This window comes from Vibrio sp. 10N.261.45.E2, assembly GCF_002875705.1.
Lineage (GTDB): Bacteria > Pseudomonadota > Gammaproteobacteria > Enterobacterales > Vibrionaceae > Vibrio.
Genome location: NZ_MCZZ01000093.1, coordinates 41947 through 63701, shown reverse-complemented (window position 1 = coordinate 63701; position 21755 = coordinate 41947). Strand labels below are relative to the sequence as shown.

At 44.5% G+C, this 21755-nt stretch carries 25 protein-coding genes; 8 read left to right on the top strand and 17 right to left on the bottom strand.

What is annotated here, in order from left to right:
• Positions 1-2 precede the first annotated feature (2 nt).
• The 12 genes from flgK to BCT34_RS05160 form a co-directional block, all read right to left on the bottom strand.
• Positions 3-1883 carry a flagellar hook-associated protein FlgK gene (gene flgK, locus BCT34_RS05215; RefSeq protein ID WP_076651684.1) on the bottom strand — a complete coding sequence of 627 codons (1881 nt, stop codon included), beginning with the start codon at positions 1881-1883 and terminating at the stop codon, positions 3-5.
• A 209-nt stretch (positions 1884-2092) separates the two neighbouring features.
• Positions 2093-3010 (bottom strand): flagellar assembly peptidoglycan hydrolase FlgJ, encoded by a 918-nt coding sequence (gene flgJ, locus BCT34_RS05210; RefSeq protein WP_076651685.1) that lies wholly within the window; start codon positions 3008-3010, stop codon positions 2093-2095.
• A gap of 10 nt (positions 3011-3020) precedes the next feature.
• Positions 3021-4112 carry a flagellar basal body P-ring protein FlgI gene (locus BCT34_RS05205; RefSeq protein WP_076651686.1) on the bottom strand — a complete coding sequence of 364 codons (1092 nt, stop codon included), beginning with the start codon at positions 4110-4112 and terminating at the stop codon, positions 3021-3023.
• 94 nt (positions 4113-4206) lie between these two features.
• On the bottom strand, positions 4207-4983 hold the full coding sequence (gene flgH / locus BCT34_RS05200; protein WP_076651687.1) for a flagellar basal body L-ring protein FlgH: 777 nt from the start codon (positions 4981-4983) through the stop codon (positions 4207-4209).
• An 87-nt stretch (positions 4984-5070) separates the two neighbouring features.
• Positions 5071-5859 carry a flagellar basal-body rod protein FlgG gene (gene flgG / locus BCT34_RS05195; protein ID WP_004739713.1) on the bottom strand — a complete coding sequence of 263 codons (789 nt, stop codon included), beginning with the start codon at positions 5857-5859 and terminating at the stop codon, positions 5071-5073.
• Positions 5860-5880: 21 nt separating this feature from the next.
• On the bottom strand, positions 5881-6630 hold the full coding sequence (locus BCT34_RS05190; protein WP_019825277.1) for a flagellar basal body rod protein FlgF: 750 nt from the start codon (positions 6628-6630) through the stop codon (positions 5881-5883).
• Between the two features lie 251 nt (positions 6631-6881).
• On the bottom strand, positions 6882-8186 hold the full coding sequence (gene flgE, locus BCT34_RS05185; protein WP_102300659.1) for a flagellar hook protein FlgE: 1305 nt from the start codon (positions 8184-8186) through the stop codon (positions 6882-6884).
• A 49-nt stretch (positions 8187-8235) separates the two neighbouring features.
• On the bottom strand, positions 8236-8949 hold the full coding sequence (gene flgD / locus BCT34_RS05180; protein WP_010439286.1) for a flagellar hook assembly protein FlgD: 714 nt from the start codon (positions 8947-8949) through the stop codon (positions 8236-8238).
• Between the two features lie 17 nt (positions 8950-8966).
• Positions 8967-9380 carry a flagellar basal body rod protein FlgC gene (gene flgC, locus BCT34_RS05175; protein WP_017631739.1) on the bottom strand — a complete coding sequence of 138 codons (414 nt, stop codon included), beginning with the start codon at positions 9378-9380 and terminating at the stop codon, positions 8967-8969.
• 4 nt (positions 9381-9384) lie between these two features.
• On the bottom strand, positions 9385-9780 hold the full coding sequence (gene flgB, locus BCT34_RS05170; RefSeq protein ID WP_004736175.1) for a flagellar basal body rod protein FlgB: 396 nt from the start codon (positions 9778-9780) through the stop codon (positions 9385-9387).
• 255 nt (positions 9781-10035) lie between these two features.
• Positions 10036-10863, bottom strand: a complete 828-nt coding sequence (locus BCT34_RS05165) for a protein-glutamate O-methyltransferase (protein WP_004736174.1) — start codon at positions 10861-10863, stop codon at positions 10036-10038.
• A gap of 11 nt (positions 10864-10874) precedes the next feature.
• A complete protein-coding gene (locus tag BCT34_RS05160; RefSeq protein ID WP_048609568.1) occupies positions 10875-11801 on the bottom strand; it encodes a chemotaxis protein CheV in 927 nt (308 codons plus the stop codon).
• Between the two features lie 77 nt (positions 11802-11878).
• On the opposite strand from BCT34_RS05160, the gene flgA reads away from it, so the two are divergent.
• The 3 genes from flgA (at position 11879) to flgN (ending at position 13613) form a co-directional block, all read left to right on the top strand.
• Positions 11879-12625, top strand: coding sequence for a flagellar basal body P-ring formation chaperone FlgA (gene flgA, locus BCT34_RS05155; RefSeq protein ID WP_076651225.1), 747 nt, complete (start codon positions 11879-11881; stop codon positions 12623-12625).
• A 178-nt stretch (positions 12626-12803) separates the two neighbouring features.
• On the top strand, positions 12804-13121 hold the full coding sequence (gene flgM / locus BCT34_RS05150) for a flagellar biosynthesis anti-sigma factor FlgM (RefSeq protein WP_076651226.1): 318 nt from the start codon (positions 12804-12806) through the stop codon (positions 13119-13121).
• 66 nt (positions 13122-13187) lie between these two features.
• The gene (gene flgN, locus BCT34_RS05145) at positions 13188-13613 is read left to right on the top strand and encodes a flagellar export chaperone FlgN (RefSeq protein WP_017064136.1); all 426 of its coding nucleotides are present in this window, start codon (positions 13188-13190) and stop codon (positions 13611-13613) included.
• Positions 13614-13859: 246 nt separating this feature from the next.
• Here the strand turns inward: flgN and flgP are convergent, their stop codons facing one another.
• Complete coding sequence (gene flgP / locus BCT34_RS05140; protein WP_016791311.1) at positions 13860-14291, bottom strand: flagellar assembly lipoprotein FlgP; 432 nt, start codon at positions 14289-14291, stop codon at positions 13860-13862.
• A gap of 9 nt (positions 14292-14300) precedes the next feature.
• The gene (locus BCT34_RS05135) at positions 14301-14936 is read right to left on the bottom strand and encodes a FlgO family outer membrane protein (protein ID WP_017064137.1); all 636 of its coding nucleotides are present in this window, start codon (positions 14934-14936) and stop codon (positions 14301-14303) included.
• A gap of 192 nt (positions 14937-15128) precedes the next feature.
• Between BCT34_RS05135 and BCT34_RS05130 the strand changes: the two genes are divergently transcribed.
• Positions 15129-16262, top strand: coding sequence for a flagellar assembly protein FlgT (locus BCT34_RS05130; RefSeq protein WP_076651227.1), 1134 nt, complete (start codon positions 15129-15131; stop codon positions 16260-16262).
• A gap of 139 nt (positions 16263-16401) precedes the next feature.
• Positions 16402-16908: a Fe3+-citrate ABC transporter substrate-binding protein gene (locus tag BCT34_RS05125; RefSeq protein ID WP_076651228.1), complete on the top strand. Its 507-nt coding sequence runs from the start codon at positions 16402-16404 to the stop codon at positions 16906-16908.
• 128 nt (positions 16909-17036) lie between these two features.
• Here the strand turns inward: BCT34_RS05125 and BCT34_RS05120 are convergent, their stop codons facing one another.
• From BCT34_RS05120 to BCT34_RS05110, 3 genes are read right to left on the bottom strand one after another with little or no spacing between them, the layout of a single operon-like run.
• A complete protein-coding gene (locus tag BCT34_RS05120) occupies positions 17037-18278 on the bottom strand; it encodes an NAD(P)/FAD-dependent oxidoreductase (RefSeq protein ID WP_076651229.1) in 1242 nt (413 codons plus the stop codon).
• A gap of 23 nt (positions 18279-18301) precedes the next feature.
• A complete protein-coding gene (locus tag BCT34_RS05115) occupies positions 18302-19375 on the bottom strand; it encodes a methyltransferase (RefSeq protein ID WP_076651230.1) in 1074 nt (357 codons plus the stop codon).
• A 28-nt stretch (positions 19376-19403) separates the two neighbouring features.
• On the bottom strand, positions 19404-19793 hold the full coding sequence (locus tag BCT34_RS05110; protein WP_076651231.1) for a hypothetical protein: 390 nt from the start codon (positions 19791-19793) through the stop codon (positions 19404-19406).
• Between the two features lie 72 nt (positions 19794-19865).
• Between BCT34_RS05110 and BCT34_RS05105 the strand changes: the two genes are divergently transcribed.
• The 3 genes from BCT34_RS05105 to BCT34_RS05095 all read left to right on the top strand — a co-directional run bounded on the left by BCT34_RS05105 (position 19866) and on the right by BCT34_RS05095 (position 21748).
• Positions 19866-20612 (top strand): beta-ketoacyl synthase chain length factor, encoded by a 747-nt coding sequence (locus BCT34_RS05105; protein ID WP_174571128.1) that lies wholly within the window; start codon positions 19866-19868, stop codon positions 20610-20612.
• The gene (locus BCT34_RS05100) at positions 20612-21382 is read left to right on the top strand and encodes a lysophospholipid acyltransferase family protein (protein ID WP_076651233.1); all 771 of its coding nucleotides are present in this window, start codon (positions 20612-20614) and stop codon (positions 21380-21382) included. The genes BCT34_RS05105 and BCT34_RS05100 overlap by 1 nt, the downstream gene beginning before the upstream one ends.
• Positions 21383-21487: 105 nt before the next feature.
• Entirely contained in the window at positions 21488-21748 is a 261-nt protein-coding gene (locus tag BCT34_RS05095) for a phosphopantetheine-binding protein (protein ID WP_076651234.1), read from the top strand.
• Positions 21749-21755: the final 7 nt, after the last annotated feature.

Sequence of the window (21755 nt, the reverse complement as noted above, 5' to 3'; positions counted from 1 at the left end):
TCCTATCTCAGAGCCAAAATCGTATTAAACGTATCGTTGGCTGCTTGCATGATACGTGACGAAGCCATATACGCCTGCTGAAATTTCATCATATTTGCCGCTTCTTCATCGAGGTTTACCCCCGAGATAGAGGCAATACGTTCTTGAGCCGACTGTTTTTCTAACGTCGCAATATCACTCAAGCGATTGGCCGTTGAAGACTTCAAGCCCGTGTTAGTATTCAAGTTGTGGTAAAGGTCTAGAATCGTAGACTCACCATCATTCAAGATCTTTCCTGTTTGAAGATCTTGCAGCTTACGCAGGTTTCCGTTGTCGCCTTCTGAAGGGACAAGGTTTGCCGTAAATTTATCGTTTGCCACCGCACCCGCTGTGAGCTCAAACGTTGTTCCGTTGATGGTTACTGGACCTTCAGGCGGATAGGGTTGAGGCTGCATTAAAATATTGCCCTTCGGGTCGGTAACGGCAAATTGCTCACCCTTGGGTGATACCACCACTTCGAATTCACGCAATTGACCAGCCGCGAGAATTTTGAACCCCGCAGTACCTTTGGCAAACGTGGTCGATGCCTCGTAACTTTGCGCGGCAATGTCTTTAGGATCTTTGGTTTCCATCTGAATCTGAGCAGCAAAATTACGCGTTGGACGCAGTAACAGTTTCTCTCCAAGTTCAGGAGGATTGCGCACTTCCACTCGCATTCCATCAAGATAAAATGCGTTGCCGCTAGAGTCGGTTACCATCTTAACGGTCTCACCGTTCGGCTTAGTCACGACGTAGTCACTGCCGTCATACTTAAGACCGTACTCACCGCCTTTTAAAGCTGAAGTATCATCAATGAATACCGCAACATCTGCTTTTGATTGCCCGCTAGCCGTAACACGAGATTTTGCCACTAGCTCAGAGTTCACATCGGTGAAAATATCTTGGCCAACGTTGCCGTTGAGATCCAAACCTTGCTCTTGAAGACTATTTACCTTGTACGAGAACGCCGTCGCCAAACGTCCAAGCTCATCCATGATTGCTGGAATATGCTCGTCTCGCATATCGAGCATGGCACCGATTTTTCCATCGATATCACTGCTAGTGATTGGCTTTAAGGATTTTCCTTCAACAATCGCCAAACGACGCTGATGTGCATCGGGCAAGCCATCAACCATTTTCAGTTGGCTTGCTTCACTACCTGAGACCAAGGTGTGGCCATTGCCGATATGAACGTTAAATCCTTCGGCATTCGAGCGCGGCGTTACCGTGACTTTGGTGTAACCAGACAGCTCATTGATCAACTTTTCGTGCTGATCTCGAAGGTCGTTATGTGGCCCAGGAGTTCGCATCATTAAGCGTTGTACGTCACGGATCTCGATCGCGAGTTGGTTTACTCGCTCGATACCCATGTCTAATTTTTTATTCGTAGAATCAGACTGTTGGCGCACTGTTTCATGAAATTCGTTCAACGTTTTAGTTAATAGCCCTGCTTTCTCTAGCACGACCTTACGCGCACCCACATCATTTGGTGTATCAGCCAGTGTTTTAACAGAATCAAACCATTCGTTGAGATTTTCCGGAATCTTCTTTGAAGCGACCGATGACAACATGTTCGACAGCATATCGAGGTTGGCTTCAGTATCGCCTTTGTTAGCGGCATTGGTTGTCGATAAGTTAAGTTCTTTAACGGCAAACTGATCCCAAGAGCGGCGAACATTTTCCACATGCACACCCATACCGTAGCTTTGGCCACCGTACTGACGCGGGTCATTCACACCTTGAATCACAGATTGGCGGCTATAGCCCTCTGTGTTGGCGTTAGAAATGTTATGACCTGTGGTGTTTAGCTGTCTCTGAGCAGTAAGAACACTTTGTGCCCCTACATTCAGAAGATCCGACGCCATAATGCCCCCAAAAAACTTAACCAAATCAGGATAAACTGATTAACTACTCGTTTAAAAAGCAATATATGTGCCAACAGAGATAATGGAGAGTTAAAAGACAATAATTTATTGAAGTGTAAGGAGATAACTACAGACTTCGCAGCAAAATTTAAGGTGATAGATAAGAAAAGAGCCTGCCAATGGCAAGCTCCCGTATACATTCAATAACGCTAGTTCATCTCGTCAATCTTGGCTTTCACTCGCAAAACCTTGTCTGCATAGTTAGGGTCAGTTGCGTAACCGGCTTGGTGAATACCTTTGATGAAGTTCTCTGAGTTACCTTGATGCTGCAATGCCGTTTCGTATCTTGGGTTTTCGTTCAAGAACTTCACATAGTCGTTAAAGCTATCTTCAAAGTTTGAGTAAGAACGGAAAGACGCAGATTCTTTAACAGCTGTTTTACCGTGGAACTCGAGAGTTTGAGTCGCGACCTTATCGCCCTTCCAACTTCTGTCAGCTTTGATGTTGAATAGGTTATTACTGTTACCTAGTGAGTTCTTGACCATTTTAGAACCCCAACCTGTCTCAAGTGCCGCTTGTGCCAATAGTAGAGATGAATCTACACCAAGCGCTCTCGCTGCTTTTTCTGCGTAAGGCTTCATAGAGGTTACAAACGACTCTGGAGAATCGAAAGAGACGGGTTGTTTAACCTGTGACGCTGATTTAACTTCAGATGCTCTCTCTTCTGAGCGACCTGAGAATTGAGGTCTTTGTAATGAAGTATCAAAGCCTTCACTACGAACCTTATCTTCCGTCGCATCGCTTGCTTGACCCGCGCTTAACTGCGCCACAATCATATCCGCAAGACCTAACGAACCTGAAGCACTCAACTCACTCGCCATTTGGTCATCTTGCATCTGACGATAGAACTGTTCGTTCTGGCTGTTCAACATGTCCGACTTGAAGCTTGAGTTCGCATCGCGCATCGATTTAAACAACATTGAGGTAAAGATCGATTCAAACTGCTTTGCCGCCGCAGTCAAAGCTTCTTTCTCGCTACCCTCTTCACCATTTACCGCTTGTTGACGAAGACGGTCTAGGCTGCCGATATCGTGAATAAAGCCGATGTCATTGTTATTCTTAATCATGCTCTGTTCCTTAGATAATGATCAACTGCCCTTCAATCGCACCAGCTTGTTTCAGTGCTTGAAGGATTGCCATTAAATCAGAAGGTGCAGCGCCCACTTCATTGACTGCGCGAACCAAATCGTCCAGCGTTAGACCAGGTTCAAATTTGAACATCTTGCCATCGCCTTCCGTGATTTCGATATCAGTATCAGGAACCACTACCGTTTGGCCGCCAGAGAATGCATTCGGCTGACTTACATTTAGATTCTCTTTGATGGCGACCGTCATACCACCGTGCGTTACCGCAGCCGCTTTTAAACGAACGTGCTTACCAACCACAATGGTACCGGTACGAGAGTTAACAATAATCTTTGCAGAGCCCTCTGCTGGGTCGAATTCTATGTTTTCGATTGCCGATAAGAAAGCTACACGCTGGCTGATTTCTCGAGGTGCACGCACTTTTACTGAAGTTGCGTCTACCGCTGATGCCATTTGTGGGCCGAGGAAATTATTAACCGCGTCAGCCATGCGCTGCGCCGTTGTGAAGTCAGATTGAATTAGGTTGAACGTGATGTAGTCACCACGGCCGAATGGTGTTGGGATCTCTTGTTCCACTGTTGCGCCGCTAGAGATGATACCGACGTTAGGGTTGTTGCCAACAATCTTAGAACCGTCGTTGCCTTGCGCACTAAAGCCACTTACCACCAAGTTACCTTGCGCCACAGCATACACCTGACCGTCCAAACCTTTTAGGAAGGTTTGTAGCAAGGTACCACCACGAAGGCTCTTTGCTGAACCAATAGAAGAAACGGTCACGTCAACTTCCTGACCTTGCTTAGAGAAGGCTGGTAGTTCAGCGGTAACAATTACTGCCGCTACGTTTTTGGTTTTTGGCTTCGTGCCGGGCGGCAATTGGATGCCAAAATTTTGCAGCATCGCGTTAAATGTTTGATCGGTAAAGGGAGTTGTCTCACCGGTACCCGGCAAACCTGTCACCAAACCGTAGCCGACAAGTTGGTTACTGCGAACACCCGCCACTTTTGCCACGTCTTTGATACGCGCAGCATGGGCACTGGTGGCAAGAAAGAGCATGCCGAATAGTACGAGTGTGAGTTTTTTCATTGAGTAACCTGTCCGTATTGCTTGAATTTAGAATAGCTTAGCTAAATATGGCGGAGTAATAGAGGCTGTCAGTATGTCGACACCCTCTTAAGCTCTACAGAGTTACATTAAAGAATCGTGCCAAGAATCCAGGCTCTTGCATATCTTTCTGCACGCCCGTACCGGAGTACTGAATTCGCGCGTTAGAAACACGGTTTGAAGCGATGGTGTTTTCGAAATCAATATCGTCCGGACGAATGGTGCCACTTAGGCGGATGTACTCATCGCCCGTGTTCAATGTCATCCACTTTTCACCACGAACCACTAGATTACCATTGGCTAATACTTCGATGACCTCTACGGTAATGTAGCCGCTGATGCTGTTACTTTGGTTGGCTGACGCGTCGCCCGCAAAGGTATTAGTGTTGCTCAGGTCATAAGATAAGTTGTACTTGTCGATAGTCAACTCTTGGCCACCAACAGCCAAAGGCTCCATTGATGCATCATTCGACTTAGACATATCTGCGTTGGCTTTTTTGGTCGCACGGGTATTTTCATCCAGCGCTACGGTAATGATGTCGCCAATGCCACGAGGTTTGGAATCGTCGTACATGCTGCCAATGTGGTTCACATTGAACAGTGACCCTGTTGCCGCTGCGTAATGCTCTGGCTTTTGTTTTGGATTAATTGGCGCCCATGCTGGATCACCAGCAATTGGGTCAGTTCTACCACGAAGCGTGTCGATAATACCAGAGCTCTCACCCGCCGACTTATCACCTTCCACTGCATCAACCACTGTGGTTGCATTCTCTTCTGCTGGAGTCTCGATCGGATCCAGCACAGAACAACCCGTCATAGACATAAACAAAGCTAAACAAAAAATACGTTTCATGGCGATATACTCTCGGCAGACAGTGGTAAATAAATCAATTAGCAGAAACAGATCTAATAATTAAAAAGTAAACGGCGAATAAACCAATTACAGCTGTTGGTTAACAAAGCTCATCATCTTGTCGACCGACGAGATAACTTTCGAGTTCATTTCGTACACACGCTGAGCTTCAATCATGTTTACTAGCTCCTCGGTTACGTTTACGTTCGATGTTTCTAGCATCGACTGGCGGATGTTACCTAGGCCATCAAAACCCGGAACACCCTCTTGTGGGTCACCACTTGCACCCGTTGGTAAGTAAAGGTTTTGACCTACTGGCTCTAAACCACCTGGGTTTACGAAATCAGTAATGGTGATTTGGCCAACCACGACGTTGTTTTGTTCACCACGTAGACGAACCGATACTTCACCGTCGTTACCTACCGTCACCGAGATTGCATCTTCAGGAATCACGATTTCTGGTTGTAGAGGATAACCTTGACCTGATGTTACGATCGCGCCGTCACCGTTCAGTGTAAATTGACCATTTCGGCTGTAACCTGTTTCGCCGTCTGGCATTTCAACTTGGAAGAAACCATCACCTTCGATCATCATATCTAGGCTGTTTGATGTCGTTTGTGCGTTGCCGTGAGTGTGAACCTTTTGAGTTGCCACAACTTTAGAACCAGCACCCAACATCAAACCACTTGGTAGCTCTGTATTCTGAGATGATTGACCACCCGGTTGATTAATATTCTGGTAGAACAAATCTTCAAATACCGCGCGACTCTTTTTAAAACCGATGGTTGAGGCGTTGGCAAGGTTGTTTGAAATCGTTGAGATGTTGGTTTGTTGGGCGTCTAAACCAGTTTTACTTACCCATAATGCTGGATGCATAGCAATTTCCTTTAAATTCTATTAGCTCATACGAAGCAGTGAATCAGACGACTTGTCCATTTCCTCTGCTGTGCTCATCATCTTGACCTGCATTTCAAACTGACGTTGTAAGTCAATTAGGCTGGTCATCTCACCTACGGCATTTACGTTACTGCCTTCGATAGCACCTTTTAACAACGTTACCGCTGCATCTGCTTCATATGCCTGATCTGGGTTTTTCGAACGGAATAGACCATTCGTATCTTTAAACAAACTTTGGTTGTCTGGACGTACAAGCTTAATACGATCAACTACGGCCAATTCTTCAGCTGGAGCGCCTTGAGGAATCACCGAAATCGTACCGTCAGTGCCAATTTCTACTTTACTGATTGGGATAGGCAGTGTGATTGGCGCATCGTTCTCACCCAACACTAGATGGCCACTTGCATTGGTTAGCAAACCGTTTTGGTCAACCTTAAGGTTACCGTTACGTGTTAAACCTTCGCGGCCAGTGTTATCCATAACTGAAATCCAACCATCACCTTGAACGGTAACATCGAGATCTCGGCCAGTGGTAACTACACTACCTTGCGCGAAATTATGGCCAGGGCGTTCTGTCATGCTGAAAACACGAGTAGGCATGCCTTCACCATACGCTTGCATTGAACGTGCTTGTGCTAAATCAGCACGGAAACCCGTTGTACTTACGTTGGCAAGGTTGTTTGCACGTAGCTGCAAAGCCTGCATATTTTGCTTAGCGCCACTCATGGCAAGAAACAGTGCGCGATCCATAATTTTGCTCCAAAAATCATCTTCTGAGGCTAACTAAGCAAACACTGTGCCAATATTTTTAACTGTTATTTATCAACAACTTAAATAGAAATCAAACAAGAAAGGTGATCGTCAAAGGATCATTGAGGAAGAATTATTGCCAGTGGCATTACCGTGCGGCAATAGGGGCGGCAAATATAAGAACAAGCAACAATACCCAATTCAATAACATTGAATTGGGTATTCGCAGATGATTCAAACGCTCGAAACGATTAACGAATCTGAAGAATATTCTGTTGCAGTTGGTTGTGTACTTCTAGAGAACGAGAGTTCGCTTGGAAGTTACGTTGAGCAGAAATCAAATCAACCAGTTCTTGAGTCATATCGATGTTCGACTGCTCTAGAGAGCCGTTATTGATGCTACCAAATGAACCTTTGTTCGATTCACCCCAGATCTTGTCACCTGAGTCGTTAGTAGAATCCCATTGAGTGCCACCTTTCTTATCTAGACCTTGCTCGTTTGGTACACGAACTAAGCCTACGCGGCCAAGCATCACGTTTTCACCATTTGAGTAAGTACCTAGAACACTGCCGTACTCATCGAAATCGATTTTGGTTAAGAAACCCGTAGTCGCACCATCTTCATCAAACTTAGTTAATTCAAACGGAGCAGCAAACTGAGTTGAAGAATCTAGACCAAACTTAAGCACTTGTGTTGGATCAGCACCATTCAAATCAATTGGGTTAGCGCCAGCACCTAATGGTTCCGAGTTAATCGGCTGGCCATTATTCAGGCTCGCTAACGTACCGTCATTGTTGAACTTCATTGTGTGACCAACATGACCTTGTGCATTCGTCGCATCACCACCAGTGATGTTGATTGGCTTTTCGCCATTCTCATCTGACATGGTGTAGTACGTTTGCCAAGTATTTGGTTGAGTCTGATCTTTGAGGTAGTAAGTCGTTAACTTGTAAGATTGACCCATAGAATCGTATACCGTCGAAGACGTTGCACGGTTATAAGTATCAGCATCTTGGTAGTTAAATGCAGCCGGGTCTTTAAGATCACCATTTGCAGGAAGGTTAACCCCTACTTCAATGTTTTCTGTCTGCTTTGGCTTACCAAATTCAGCTGGAATGTCGAGAGGCTTTGGCGCATAAGAAAGAACTTCACCCGAATTTGGATCAACATCGTAACCTAAAAGAAACTCATCGTTAGCCGTAACCATGTAGTTGTCTTTGTTTAGGTGAAATGCACCATTACGCGTTAATTCGTTAATCTCTGGCACCATGCGGTCTTTCGATACTGCAAAGAAACCTGTACCACTCACACGTAAGTCCATCGGGTTGTTCGTATAAATACTTGAACCTTCGTGAAACTGTTGCGCTACTTGGGCAGCTTGTGCACCACCACCAGCAGTCGTTTTTGCGTTAGTGAACAACGAGCTTGAATAAACATCACCAAACTCAGCACGAGACTCTTTAAAGCCAAATGTGTTTGCGTTCGCAATGTTGTTACTGGTTGTATTCAGGTCTAATTGTGCAGCGGATAGGCCGCTTAAAGCTACATATGACATTCCAATATTCTCCTAATCTATCTAGCTAGCATAGTCACTCAATAAAGAGCTACGCTTTACCAACTTCTAGTACTTCAGCAAGTCGTACTGGCGATGTGAAACCAGCCAGATTGAGTAGTACGTTGCCATCACCCTTACCAAGAAGCACACTGTTCACGTTCGCATAACTGGAAACTTGGAACTCTGTGTTCTCGCCATCCAGTAAACCCGACGCTTTCACGTTGTATTTACCGGCCGGCAATGGGTTACCGTCTTCGTCTTTTCCGTCCCACTCAACACGCGTATCACCTGATGGTTTTGAGCCGATATCAAATGTGCGAACCAATTGGCCCACTTCGTTCTCAACACGGACCATTACATTGTCCATTGCCTGAGGAAGCTTAACCATTGCCGCCATACCGCCATCACCGGGTTTTACACCTGCCGCACCAGGAACCAATACATCACGACCAACCAAAGAGGATGCCTGAAGTGCTTGGTTAGAGGTCATTGATGAATTCAAGCTTTCAAACTGTGTATTCATTTTGCCAATGCCATCTACGGTCGCAAATGAAGCCATTTGCGCAATCATCTGGTCATTGCTAACCGGCTTGAAAGGGTCTTGTTGTGCTAGTTGCTTAGTCAACAAAGATAAGAAGTCTTCTTGTTTAAGATCCTGCTTACCTGTTGTTTCGTCGGGCTTCTTAGCGCCATCTTGAAGACTCTTCAGCTGGTCAACATAGGACAAGCCGCTTTGACCAACATTGTTGTTGATTCCAGCCATGTGCTACCTCCTTATCCTTATTGACCCATCTGCAGCGTACGCAGCAGCATTTGTTTACTCGAGTCAGCAACCTGTACGTTCGTTTGGTACGCACGTGATGCCGAAATCATGTTTGCCATCTCTTCCATAACGTTCACGTTAGGCTTGTAGATATAGCCTTCGTTGTTCGCTAATGGGTGGTCCGGGTTGTACTCCGCGCTTAGCGGCTTATCGCTTTCTACGATGCCCAATACTTTCACAGGCACAGTGTGGTCACTGTTGCGTGCTCGATTTAACTCAGCGCCAAACACTGCGTGGCGAGCCTTGTAAGTTTCTTCAGCAGAACTACTTACACTGTCTGCGTTCGCAAGGTTACTCGAGGTCGTATTTAGACGAACAGATTCAGCACTCATCGCAGAACCAGTCACATTGAATACATTAAATAAGCTCATCTAATTATTCCCCTTTAATCGCTTTAGTTAAATTCTTGAACTTACTTCCTAAGAAGTCGAGAGAGGCTTGATGCCTAATTTGGTTTTGCATGAAAAGGTTTCTTTCCAAATCCAAATCAACCGTGTTGCCATCTCCTGTATCAGGTTGTGTAGGAATTCGATACTTCGTTTCCCCGTTCACCGTTGTTGAGGCAGAAATGTGCCGACCATCTGTACGGCTAAGACCAATGCTTGCCCCAGAACTTGCCGCTTGCAGTGATTTCTTAAAGTCTAATCCCTTTGCTTTATACCCAGGCGTGTTCGCTTGCGCGATATTGGTGGAAAGCACCTCAGCGTTACGCTCACGTACACCAACTGTGTGCTGGTGAATGCCCAAAGCATTGTCAAAAGAAATAGCCATGTAAACCTCAACTCAAGAACTGACTGTTATGAAATAACCAAAGCAATATATATACCAACTTTTAAAACAAAGCGGTCTATCAATACTTTTACAGGTTACTCGTGGGTAAACCTGCAATATACAAGCCAAAAAATAGAGTAAATTGGAATGTCACTCTGACTTAAAGATATAGCTTAAGCAGGAAAAAGAAAACCCAGCACTTGGCTGGGTTTTGAATTTAGACAGCAACGTTACACCTAATATAGGTGCCACTCATTACTTTAATTTGTAGATGATGCCTGGATTACAGCGAACCATTTCAAAACGATCCGTTAAACCTGTTAACGATTCAGACGCACCCAATAGTAAGTAACCACCAGGGTTCAGGCTGTTTGCCATCTGGTTAAGTACCTTTGACTTCATATCAGGCGAGAAGTAAATCAGCACGTTACGACAAAAAATAATGTCGAACTTGCCTAACAATGCATAACTGTCCATCAAGTTCTGAGGGCGGAAGTTCACCATGCGCTTGACGTTATCTTTCACTTTCATACGGCCATCGCCCGCATCTTCAAAGAAAGTACGACGGCGCTCAGGAGAAAGTCCACGTCCCAATGCTAGGTTGTCGTAAGCACCAGTACGGCACATATCCAACATACTTGCAGAGATGTCAGTTGCGGTAATCGATACATTTGGCAGCATACCTGGCTTACGAGCTTGAGTTTCAAGAATCGTCATTGCCATTGAGTATGCTTCTTGGCCTGAAGAGCTTGCCGCAGACCAAATTTTAATAGGACGTTTATTTGCCGCTATTTCCGGTAGAAGCTTATCCGCAAGTACAGCAAACGGGTAAGTATCACGGAACCAAAGTGTCTCGTTCGTCGTCATGGCATCGACAGCAGCCACACGCAGCTCACGGTTTCGGCCTGTTACTACATCTCTCAACAAATCAGATAACGAAGCTAACTTAAACTTCGTTACTAATGGGCTTAGACGACTGCGCACTAAATATTGCTTGCTGTCACCTAATACAATGCCACATTGAGATTCTAAGAAACGGCTGAAATCGCGATACTCTTGATCACTTATTGTTATAGCAGTCATTAATGTCTCTTTTAGTTAGTTAACGCAGCTTTAACCGCTGCACCAAGCTCATCCGGGTTGAATTTCGCAATGAAGGAGTTAGCTCCCACACGCTCAACCATGGCTTGGTTAAATACACCACTCAACGATGAGTGTAAAATTACGTATAAATCTTTAAGTTCGGCGTGACGACGAATCTCAGCAGTCAGCGTGTATCCATCCATTTCTGGCATTTCAATATCTGAAATCACCAATGAAATCTGGTCGTAAATACTGCCTTCTGATGACATCTGCACCAGCTTCTCATAGGCTTCTTTACCATCTTTCACCGAGATAACTTCAAAGCCTATCGACTCAATCGCACGTTGAACTTGCTTACGGGCAACGGTCGAGTCATCAGCAATCAAGATGCGGCGAACCAGTTCTTTCTCTTGTTCTACTTTCGCAATATCTTCAGCAATCTTGCTGTCCATTGTTTCATCAACAGGAGAAATTTCTGCAAGGATCTTCTCAACATCAAGAATTTCGACCAATTCATTGTCAATGTTGGTTACCGCTGTCAGGTAGTTAGCTCTGCCTGCGCCATCCGGCGGCGGAAGAATCGATTCCCAGTGCATGTTAATAATGCGCTCAACTGAACTTACCAAGAAGCCTTGAATGGTTCGGTTAAACTCAGAGATAACCACAAAACACTTTTCAACATCCGTTGTAGGACGGCCACCAATCGCTAAGCTCAAGTCGATCACAGAGATCGTTTGCCCACGAATGTGTGCTACACCTTTAACCAGTGGGTTCAAGTTTGGCATCTTTGTCAGCTTAGGGCATTGAAGCACTTCTTTTACTTTAAAGACATTAATGCCGTAACGCTGACGCCCCATTAGGCGAAAGGTTAGTAATTCTAATCGGTTTTGACCGACGAGTTGCGTACGCTGATTCACCGAATCAAGAATACCCGTCATGAGCTCATCTCCATATCAAACTTTTTTGTATAAAAAGTGTTAGTCTACTGCAGGCTACGAACCACCAGAGAAACGGAATGACGTATTATAAAACAAATCTGCCACCTCTTTCCATAGCAATGTGTAGAGCTACTTTTAAAACTGTCGCTAAGTTTATCGGCATTTTATCAATATTGTTTAGTTTTTTTGTACAAGCTGCGACCCCAGAACAAATTGAGATGATTCAGTCTGCAGCAGAACAACATATCCTTGATACGGTAGAGCAGCCACAAGGCGGCGAACTCTTTGTTAATTCAGCAAATGTTGATTCAAGAATCAAAGCGACAGACTGCCCAGTACCTTTAGAGACTAGCGCCTCAACCACCACCAATACCCGCAGCAGTATTACAGTTTTAGTGCAATGTGTTCCTGATGAGTGGCGAGTTTACGTACCCGTGCGCCTGTCGATGTCGGTGCCCTTTGTCACGACAACCCGCTCACTCGCGAGAGGCGAAATCGTCGGTCAATACGATGTTACCACCGCGATGATTTCTCTTAACAAGTTTCGTCGCCAAGGTTTCACGACCCCACAACAAGTCATCGGCGCTAAGTTAAAAAAGAACCTAAGGCCGGGTGATGTTGTAGAAAGAGGTGATATCTGCGTCGTATGTCGAAATGAGAAGGTTATCATACAGGCAGTAAAAGGTGGCATGACCATTACCACCAAGGGGACTGCGCTTACCGATGGCTCTATGGGCGATCAAGTAAGAGTGAAAAATGATAAATCACAGCGTATAATTGAAGGTATTGTTACCAGCATGTCTGAAGTCACAGTTTACTTTTAACTCTTTACTTCTAAATTGACGGTATCGTTAGCGATTTCGCTCTCAACTCCAATGCAAAATTTAGCGGCTGCGGTGTTTTGTCCCTTTTCGACTATTGAACTAAAAATTGCTAAAGTATTCGAACCCTTGGTCGATATTGACTGTACAGGTTCCCATTTTTGAAGAAAAAGGCTTAACTATGGCAGGCATTGATAATATACGTTCAGGGCAAACCCTAACGACCACTAACCGCTCAGCAGTACGCTCTGATTCTAGTTCTGAGGCATCACGCTCTGATGTAACGACTAAATCACCGGCAAGCAAAGACGCGGTTTCGCTAAGCCAACAAGGCAAAGCGATTGGTCAACTCCACCAAGATATGGCAGCAAACCCAAGCTTTGACTCGGTAAAAGTTGCAGCAATCAAAGAAGCGATTGCGAACGGTTCATACACTGTCGATCCAGAAAAACTGGCAGACAACATGATCAAGTTCGAAAATGAATTAAAAGGTCTTTAAGCCAGCACTCACTTTTGATTAAAGTGATTGTCTTAAAGCATATGAGGTTACGAGTAGGTTTACGTTATGGCGGCACTAGCAGATTTAGTTAATTTTCAACTTCAAAATGCCAAAGCCTTATCTGAGTTATTAAGCTCAGAGAAAACCGCTATTACTAGCCGACAATCAAACGATATTGAGCGAATCGCCAAAGAAAAAGTGGTTCTTGTTGAACAACTCAGATCAACCGATCAACGAATCGCAGCCCATACCAACATTTCAGAACTGACCGAGAATCCTGAACTTGCTCAGTTAGTTACAAAGATCCAGTCGATAGTGCACGATTGCCAGCAAGCGAACCTTGTTAATGGCGAAGCCTTGAATCGAGCACACCTTAGCTTCAAAAAACTCAGCAATATGATGCAGCAAAGCCACGGTAAAATTGGCATGACCTACAATGCCGGTGGTCAAACGCATACTATTTCCACGCTGGGAACCAACGTAAAAGCCTAGTTAAGCTACCTCTTCAACAACACTCCTACTTAAGTCTGTATCTGTATCTCAGGCTATTTCTGTCGTTGTCCTTTATCAAAATTTCTAATCAGCCTTTGAACACCCTGACAAAATCGATAAACAAAAAAGCGGCAAGTATTTTCATACTTGCCGCTTTTACATCCATATTAGTTATTGGTTGCCGATATGCCATCTGGAAAGCGAGTAGCAACCAATATCACTGAATATTCAATTCGAACACCGAAATTAGAACAGTGTTTGTTGTCTCTTCTCCGGTACAGCTTGTACTTCACCGTAATTACGTAGCTGATCCATCTTGCGAATATCCAACTGAAGCTCTGTTACGTAGCTATCACCCACAGGGTAACTGCGCACCACTTCTGCGCCACGGATAACACCATCAACCGCACCTGACGTACGCTCTGTACCAAGCCGTTGATCTTCAAGTTCTGCTCGACCGCTTACTCGCATGCCGTAAACCTGTTCAGCAAGCTCACGATAAGCATCGATCTTAGAGGCTCTCATCGCGCGGATACGTCTCTCTTCGTCGTTACGACCTTTCTGCTCACTGATACTCGCATAGCCAACAGCCACTAAGAAATCATCAGGTCTCATGCTCTGCAATGGCTGACAGCCAACAAGCAATAAAGCGGCAACAACAAACATTAACTTCTTCATCTCGAACTCCTAAGGGCGAAGAATAACAGTATAAGGCTGACTGATCGTTGGATCGGAACGAATGATCACGCCATCTTGAGTTCGAATACTGTTGAGAGTATCTAGGTCACGGCCAATACGGTCTGCAGGTAAGAAGCCTTGTGCCGTCGCTACTACAATTCGAGTTTGCATGCCAACAACGCGAGCATTTACTAGTACACCGCCTTCTTGGCGAAGCATGGTGCCTGTCAGTACATACTGTACGTCTTGCTCTTGAGCTAAGTCTTTCCAATCGCGGCTCAACGCAAAGTCACCTTGGTGAGTCACTTGGATAGAGCCAGTAGTTTTAAAATCAACCACCTTGAAGCCACGACGCTGAAACTGATGAATGAAGCCTTCTGATACCGAGTTGCCTAGCCAGTTCGTTGTGTCCATGTGCTGCAGGTCCACAAACGAAGTAATTGCTATTGGCGTTCTCGCTGAAATACTTGTATTCGAAATGATCAAATCTTCAGTCATACTTTCCACAAAAAAATCCATGGTATGGCGAGGGCTGTCCATCAACATAAACTGACTGCCTGAATATTCAGACTTGCCGTTATAGATCGGCGAATAAGCGCATGATGTCAGTAACATGACACTCATTACTACGAGCCATTTTTTCATTCTCTAATCTCCAGATAGTTTTAGTGCCACCTGTTCCAATATGTTCTCACCATTATTCTTTTCAATGGATTACAATGTTGGAACAGTCTTTGCTTTTCATTAATGGTTCAGATTAAGAAAAACGCACTTAAGTCAGCTTCAAGCTTATAGTTATTTGTTAAGCAATATTTATACCCAACTGGTAACGAATAGATGAAAAAAATAATTTCTTACTTATTTTCAATAAGTTCACTGATAACCATAAGCTTCAGTGCTCATGCCGCTTGGTATGAAGTTACCGGTACAGCAGCCATCGTATCGTCAGAGGAAACGGCAAAGGTCCACGCTCTGGAAGACGCGTTATATAAGGCGGTTCAATTCTCAGGAGCCGACATTGGCAGCATCTCTAACCTCACTCCCTACCTCGATTCGAAGAAGAAAGAGTTTCAATTTACCAATCATGAAGTGCGCTACATCTTGGTAAAAAATGAGAAAAAGCGCAGTGGCAATATCATGATCACCGCAAGGATCGATATCTATCCTTCGGCAAATGCTTGCCATGAGAGCCAATATAAGAAGACATTTTTGGTCGGCAACATTGATGTGACTTCCCCACAGCAAGCTGTAATGGGCAGGATTTATAACATCGGCGACGATTTTGGCCATGTAGTAGACCGACAACTAGCGCAAGAGTCGCGCAGCTTTGTTTCCGTTGGCACGACTAATTACGACATCGACAAACGTCGACCTGAAGTGATAAAAATGATCGCCCAAGATACTGGCGCGCAGTACATCATTGGTGGCGACATTACCGATTTAACCGCAACCATCGAATCCAAACTTTTGAAAGACGACATCATCAATCGCCAGTTTGCGTTGGAGATGCAAGTATTCGATGGCAAAACAGGTCATCAAGTTTACAACCGTAGCTATCGTGAAGTGGCACAATGGCCATTTGCTAAGACCAGTGAAGTCGACACCCGCAGTGCTCGTTTCTGGGCATCAACCTACGGCAGCATGATGTTTCGCGTAAGCCGCAATATCATGTTGGACTTAGAATCTGAAGTGTCATGTAAGATAACGCTTCCAGAGGTTGCAGCAGTATTTGGTAATACCGTAACCATTGATTTAGGTCGAATGCACGGTGTTCAACAAGGTGACAAGCTACAGCTATGGCACACCGGTTCGTTTATCGACCAACGCGGCTTGCCACGTAACAAGGTGTCTCAAAGCGATATCACACTGACGGTCTCTCGCGTTTATGAAAACGAAGCGGAACTTACGATTGATCAGCCAAGCCTTGCGGGAAGCATACAAATTGGTGATGTGATGCAGAAAATCATGTAGTTAGCGTCACGCTCGCTCTACAGTTTCTAATAAAGCCTTAGCAAAAATGCTAAGGCTTTATTTTTTTCATGGGGATTAGTTTCGGTTTTGCCGTATTTGGCGTAATCTTACTAATAACATAATCATCACTTAGCAAACTATGAGTCAGAATAATCTAATTGGTGCTACCGGCTATCGCTTTATTTCAAAAGGTAAGACCGCTTACAAAATCCACATTCATACGCCTGAAGACACGGTGCTGCACCGTTCTGTTGGTTTTGTTCGTATGGGTGAAGACAAAGCACTGAAAAAAACCATCAAATTAAGAGATGAACTGGGCAGACAGCTTTGGGGTAAGTTTTGGCCCAAAGTACTCAAAGAGCCCTACCTGATGACGCGCCTGCCTCATAGCCTAGAACCTAAGATCGTATTCAAGCCTAATCCTACCCAAAGTGATCCTGAACACCGAGATGAGTGCTACATTGCTAAATGGCGTGTATTCTCAGAAAACGGCGACTACAAATACAAAACCAAAGTGTGCTCAATCAGAAAGCATGGTCGACTTGCCGCTTATAGCCAAACCAAACGTGCCCTTCTTGATGCCCACAAAGATGTGATTGATCTGCTTATTTTTATGGGACGATTAAACAGCATTGACCTGAAGTAACCTAGAATGCAATTATGCTGATTACTCAACTTGTTCAAATACAAAAACAGCCGCGCTTTGCGGCTGTTTTTAGATTTAGGTTAGGCATCTAGTCATTTTAGCATGTCGTTACATACTAAATCGACCATCTAGCTTCGGCATATCTCTGCCAATGTCGCCAATCGACGCTTTGACTCTTTCACATAAGGGTTGGATTGATCCCACGCGTAGCCCGCCAAAATTGAGCACACCATCTGCTTAATCTTTGGATTTGGATCTTGATAGAAAATCACATCCTGCAAAGTACCTGAGTACCACCCCTCAACGTATGCTCTAAAGGTGTTTACACCAACCATCAGAGGATCGGCATAATCGCGTTCCCAATCAACGTCTTCGCCGTTAAGTTGCTTTTCCACACATTCAACCGCAAACTGAGCCGACTTCATCGCTATTGTCACTCCTGATGAAAATACAGGATCAAGAAACTCACCGGCATTACCCAGCAGTGCGTACTTATCCGTCGCAAGATGTTTTACGTTAGCAGAATAACCTCCAATTTCACCCGCAGGGTTAGGGTACTCTGCATTTGCCAAAATCTCAGCTAAACCCGGCTCTTCCATTGCCAGTTGTTTAAGAGCAGTAATCTTATCTTCTGGGTATGATTCGAAGAACTTTGGCTCTCCTACGACACCGAACGAAGAAACACCATTGCTAAATGGAATCAACCAATACCAAACATCAGGGTTGGTTGGGTGTACTGAGATCAAGATTTTATTGCGGTCATATTCAAGTTCGGTCTCAACCTCTGAAATATGATCGTTAATATGCGTGAAGATAGCTTTGCGTGGAGGGAGTGATGACGGCTCTTCTAAGTTAAGCATTTTTGGTAGCACTCGACCAAAGCCGCTGCCATCCAGAACATATTTAGCTTCTAGCTGATAGCGCTCTCCACCCAGCACTTGTACATCTAAAATGGTGCTGTCGTCGGTGAAATTAATGCCCATTAACTCATGTTGGTAATCAATGCAGACACCCTGCGCCTCAGCCGTATCTGCCAAAATCTTATCAAAGGCACCTCGCTGAACCTGAAACGTGGTTCCAGGGCCAGAAGAGAACTTGTCTTCAAAATTGAACGCCGTATAAACGCCATTTTTGCGAAAGGCAGCGCCATCTTTGTATTGGAAGTTGGCGTTGATTACTGCGTCAGTCATCCCAGCCTGTTCAATCACTTCCATACAAGCTGGTAATAGGCTTTCACCAATAGAAAAGCGAGGGAATACGCTCTTTTCAATCACTCGAACATCGATGCCTTTTTTATGAAGCAAAGCCGCAGCAATAGACCCTGATGGTCCAGCTCCGATGATCACTACTTGAGTTGACAGTTTTTTCATTATTTAAGCCATGTTTGTTATTTTTATTGCGCGCCAGCTTTCAATTCTAGAAGCGTGTGACCAAGACCGATATCGTCGGTACGAGTTACCACTTCAAAGCCCGCTTCTTCAACTATCTCTAAGAAATCTTCACTGCGGTAAAAACGACTGTTGCCATTTGCCAAGCAGGTAAAATAGAGAGACGTCGCGTTTAAGCTATAAGAAGCCGCATCGTATTTCTGTGCATCCCAAAACAGTTCAAGGATATAGACAGTCGCGTCTTCTGACATATGAGAGCGAACACGCTTTAATATGCTCAGAATCTCCATTGGCGAGAAGCAATCAAGGAACTGGCTCATCCACCACACATCGGCGCCCGTTGGCAGATTTTGCTGTTTATCGAGCATATTCGCTGGGAATGGCGTGACTCGCTCTTGATGACCATGCTTTGCCGCGTTTGCCATTGCCATTTCTAGCTGCTGTGGCAAATCAACAATCGTCACCTCAACGTCCGCATCATGGTTGCAGCATTGCATCGCCCACTTACCCGTGTTACCGCCGATATCCACCAGCGACTTAGGCTTCTTGCTGAAGACTTTTTCAAGCAATACTGGGAACGAGCGATCCGAATAGAAGTGATCGAACTTAAACCAACTCTCTTTGGCTTTATCTGGCAATTGAGACAAGCCTTGGTAAATGGTTTCCCAGTCGCCCAACTCTTTCAAGCCTGCGGGTGTGCCTTCTTCAATCGCTTCGGTTAGATGCATCATCGCGGCGTAACAAACATCGGCGGTAAAATCCATGTTTGCGTTAGTCATACCATCATGCAGAAGGTAGAAGCCAAGGTTAGCCATTTTGTAGTTAGGCTTTTCCCAAATCACAATATGAGCACTTAATGCCATATCGAGCAGGACTTTCACGCCGTACTCAGATACACCGGTTGATTCAGAGATAGACTCTGCTGGTAAACCCTCGTTGCCCGCGTCGTCTAACGCTTTCAAAATGCCTAAATCACGAAGTGTACGAGCAGTATGAAAAACAATCGGAGCGAAAGACAATTTTTGAGCTTCTGTTTTTGCTTCTAATGCATTGAATGGATCTAATTTATATTCCGACACGAAAAACCTAACTTTAAATAATAGAGAGTTACTCAGCTGCCATTTGCGCAAGCTTACGTTTAATATCAACGTTTAAGTTATTAACCCAACGGTTGTAATTACGGTGTATTTCACCATCGTCGTACTTCAAATTCTCTGACTCAACGTAAAGAATAGAGTAAAACTTATCACTATAAGGAATTTCAACCACAGCGTGGTGCGAACGAACATACAATTCAGCGCGGATCAAACCAGGCTTTATTTCTGAAACCAACCAGCCTCGATTTTCAGCAGATTCATAAATAGCTGATTTAACCTGTTTACTTTGAAGATTCAGTGCAACTGGAGTATCCTCAACATTCATTACAGGTTGGACGCGTCCACATCCTGCAAGAACGAACATGAATAACATTGAAACTGCTATTTTTAGTAATTTCATTTAAATTCCTTATCTGTGTTTATTTATAAGCGCGCATAGTATTTAGTTAGACTCAAAGCAAATCAATACTCTATGTCAAATCAATCCCAATTAATGTCGTTTAATATTGAGAAATGGTCTGCAAATTCAGCGGGGCTCAATTCTATTGTTGAATGGCAAGCGTGGAGCACTAATTTAGATTGGCCACAAGATGGCTCAACTGAATTTAAAGCTATTCCTCCAATGATGCGCCGCCGAATGAGTGTGCAAAGCAAACTTGCTGTCCAAACCGCGTTAACCCTATTAAAAGACACCTCGATTGATTATCTGGTTTTTGCTAGCCGACATGGTGAGTTGCATCGAACCGCCACTTTGATTCAGTCGATATTAGAAGGTGACGATGCCTCACCAATGGCGTTCTCGCAGTCGGTACATAATACCGCAGCGGGCCTAACCACCATTGCCGCCAAAGCACCGATTCCACTGACCTCAATCGCCGCGGGGCAAGATACTTTCCATAACGCTCTGATCGAAGCTTATCTTTACCTTCATCAATATCCGTCGCATCGAGTGTTAGTTATCGATTTCGACCAACCTCTGCCCGATCTCTACCAAGAGTACGAAACACAGAACTTTGCTGATTATGCGCTGGGCTTAGTGCTCACCGCTGGCAGTGAATACTCTATTACTAGGACAGTAGAGACCAATCAAGCACCTTCCGTGTTACCACAAGGGTTACAAACGCTCCAACATATCTTATTAGGTACAAATAAGTGGGCTATTGCTGGCAAGCACCAAACTTGGTCTTGGGTAAATAACACCGAGACAGGTACAGCGTAATGAGCAGAGTAGACCAATATTGGCGAGTATTCGCGACAGGCCTCTGCTTTACCATCTTTGGTTTGGGTGGCTTAGTATTGAGCTTCTTAATCTTACCGACTATCGCGCTAACCACTCCCAATACCATTAACAGAGAGCTTAAAGCACAGCGATTAATACGTTTCTCATTCAACGCCTTTTGTCAGATCATGAAGTTCACCGGCGCGATTGATTACCGAATTGATGGTGCGGATCTATTACGTGAAGATCGTAACTGCATCATCGTCGCCAATCACCCTAGCTTGATTGACTATGTATTGATCGCCTCTCAACTTCCTCAATGTGATTGCCTCGTTAAGGCCGCTATTTGGGAAAACCCGTTTATGAAAAGGATTGTCAAAGCAGCAGGTTATATACCCAACCAAGCCCCTGACGATCTTTTAGAACGCTGTGAAGAGCGCTTTTCACGCGGTAATGTCTTGCTTGTTTTTCCCGAAGGAACTCGCACAACGCCAGGAATTGAACCATCCTTACAGCGTGGTGCGGCACAAATCGCAACTCGAACACAAACCGATTTACGCGTGATCCATATTACTGTTTCTCCGACATTCTTAACGAAAGAGAAAAAATGGTATCAAGTTCCTGCGACGAAGCCCTTTTTTCATGTCACGGTGAAAGGTAAAATAGAAATCGAACCATTTATTGAAGGCTCAAATAATTTAACTTCGGCAGCAAGGCACCTTAATCATCATCTTGCACAAACAATTTTCCCTTCCGAAGAAAACATTTAGCGTATCAATAACATAACAGGCGATATCGGCATTTCGAAAATACCTCATATAATGTAGAATCGCCCCCTTAAAGCAGCATTCAAATAAAGCATTAAGTAGGCCAAAGTGGAAACATTACACAACGAACTGAAACAACTAATCATCGACGCATTGAACCTTGAAGACATGAGTATTGATGAGATTGAAACGGAATCTCCACTATTTGGTGATGGACTTGGACTAGATTCTATCGATGCCCTTGAGCTTGGCCTTGCTATCAAGAAAAAGTACAACATTATTATTGATGCCGACGATTCAAACACTCGACAGCACTTTGCGTCAGTTGAAAATCTAGCGAACTACATCTCTTCTCAAACGAACAACTAGACAAATC

Bases quoted from the DNA above. Each gene is read 5' to 3' on its own strand.
- flgP (WP_016791311.1), bottom strand. From the start codon at position 14,291: ATGAAGAAGTTAATGTTTGTTGTTGCCGCTTTATTGCTTGTTGGCTGT.
- BCT34_RS05165 (WP_004736174.1), bottom strand. From the start codon at position 10,863: ATGACTGCTATAACAATAAGTGATCAAGAGTATCGCGATTTCAGCCGT.
- BCT34_RS05125 (WP_076651228.1), top strand. From the start codon at position 16,402: ATGAGTCAGAATAATCTAATTGGTGCTACCGGCTATCGCTTTATTTCA.
- BCT34_RS05120 (WP_076651229.1), bottom strand. From the start codon at position 18,278: ATGAAAAAACTGTCAACTCAAGTAGTGATCATCGGAGCTGGACCATCA.
- BCT34_RS05160 (WP_048609568.1), bottom strand. From the start codon at position 11,801: ATGACGGGTATTCTTGATTCGGTGAATCAGCGTACGCAACTCGTCGGT.
- BCT34_RS05130 (WP_076651227.1), top strand. From the start codon at position 15,129: ATGAAAAAAATAATTTCTTACTTATTTTCAATAAGTTCACTGATAACC.
- flgG (WP_004739713.1), bottom strand. From the start codon at position 5,859: ATGCATCCAGCATTATGGGTAAGTAAAACTGGTTTAGACGCCCAACAA.
- flgE (WP_102300659.1), bottom strand. From the start codon at position 8,186: ATGTCATATGTAGCTTTAAGCGGCCTATCCGCTGCACAATTAGACCTG.
- BCT34_RS05105 (WP_174571128.1), top strand. From the start codon at position 19,866: ATGTCAAATCAATCCCAATTAATGTCGTTTAATATTGAGAAATGGTCT.
- BCT34_RS05205 (WP_076651686.1), bottom strand. From the start codon at position 4,112: ATGAAAAAACTCACACTCGTACTATTCGGCATGCTCTTTCTTGCCACC.
- flgH (WP_076651687.1), bottom strand. From the start codon at position 4,983: ATGAAACGTATTTTTTGTTTAGCTTTGTTTATGTCTATGACGGGTTGT.
- flgD (WP_010439286.1), bottom strand. From the start codon at position 8,949: ATGGCTGGAATCAACAACAATGTTGGTCAAAGCGGCTTGTCCTATGTT.
- flgA (WP_076651225.1), top strand. From the start codon at position 11,879: ATGACGTATTATAAAACAAATCTGCCACCTCTTTCCATAGCAATGTGT.
- BCT34_RS05190 (WP_019825277.1), bottom strand. From the start codon at position 6,630: ATGGATCGCGCACTGTTTCTTGCCATGAGTGGCGCTAAGCAAAATATG.
- flgJ (WP_076651685.1), bottom strand. From the start codon at position 3,010: ATGATTAAGAATAACAATGACATCGGCTTTATTCACGATATCGGCAGC.
- flgC (WP_017631739.1), bottom strand. From the start codon at position 9,380: ATGAGCTTATTTAATGTATTCAATGTGACTGGTTCTGCGATGAGTGCT.
- flgN (WP_017064136.1), top strand. From the start codon at position 13,188: ATGGCGGCACTAGCAGATTTAGTTAATTTTCAACTTCAAAATGCCAAA.
- flgK (WP_076651684.1), bottom strand. From the start codon at position 1,883: ATGGCGTCGGATCTTCTGAATGTAGGGGCACAAAGTGTTCTTACTGCT.
- BCT34_RS05100 (WP_076651233.1), top strand. From the start codon at position 20,612: ATGAGCAGAGTAGACCAATATTGGCGAGTATTCGCGACAGGCCTCTGC.
- BCT34_RS05135 (WP_017064137.1), bottom strand. From the start codon at position 14,936: ATGAAAAAATGGCTCGTAGTAATGAGTGTCATGTTACTGACATCATGC.
- flgM (WP_076651226.1), top strand. From the start codon at position 12,804: ATGGCAGGCATTGATAATATACGTTCAGGGCAAACCCTAACGACCACT.
- BCT34_RS05110 (WP_076651231.1), bottom strand. From the start codon at position 19,793: ATGAAATTACTAAAAATAGCAGTTTCAATGTTATTCATGTTCGTTCTT.
- flgB (WP_004736175.1), bottom strand. From the start codon at position 9,780: ATGGCTATTTCTTTTGACAATGCTTTGGGCATTCACCAGCACACAGTT.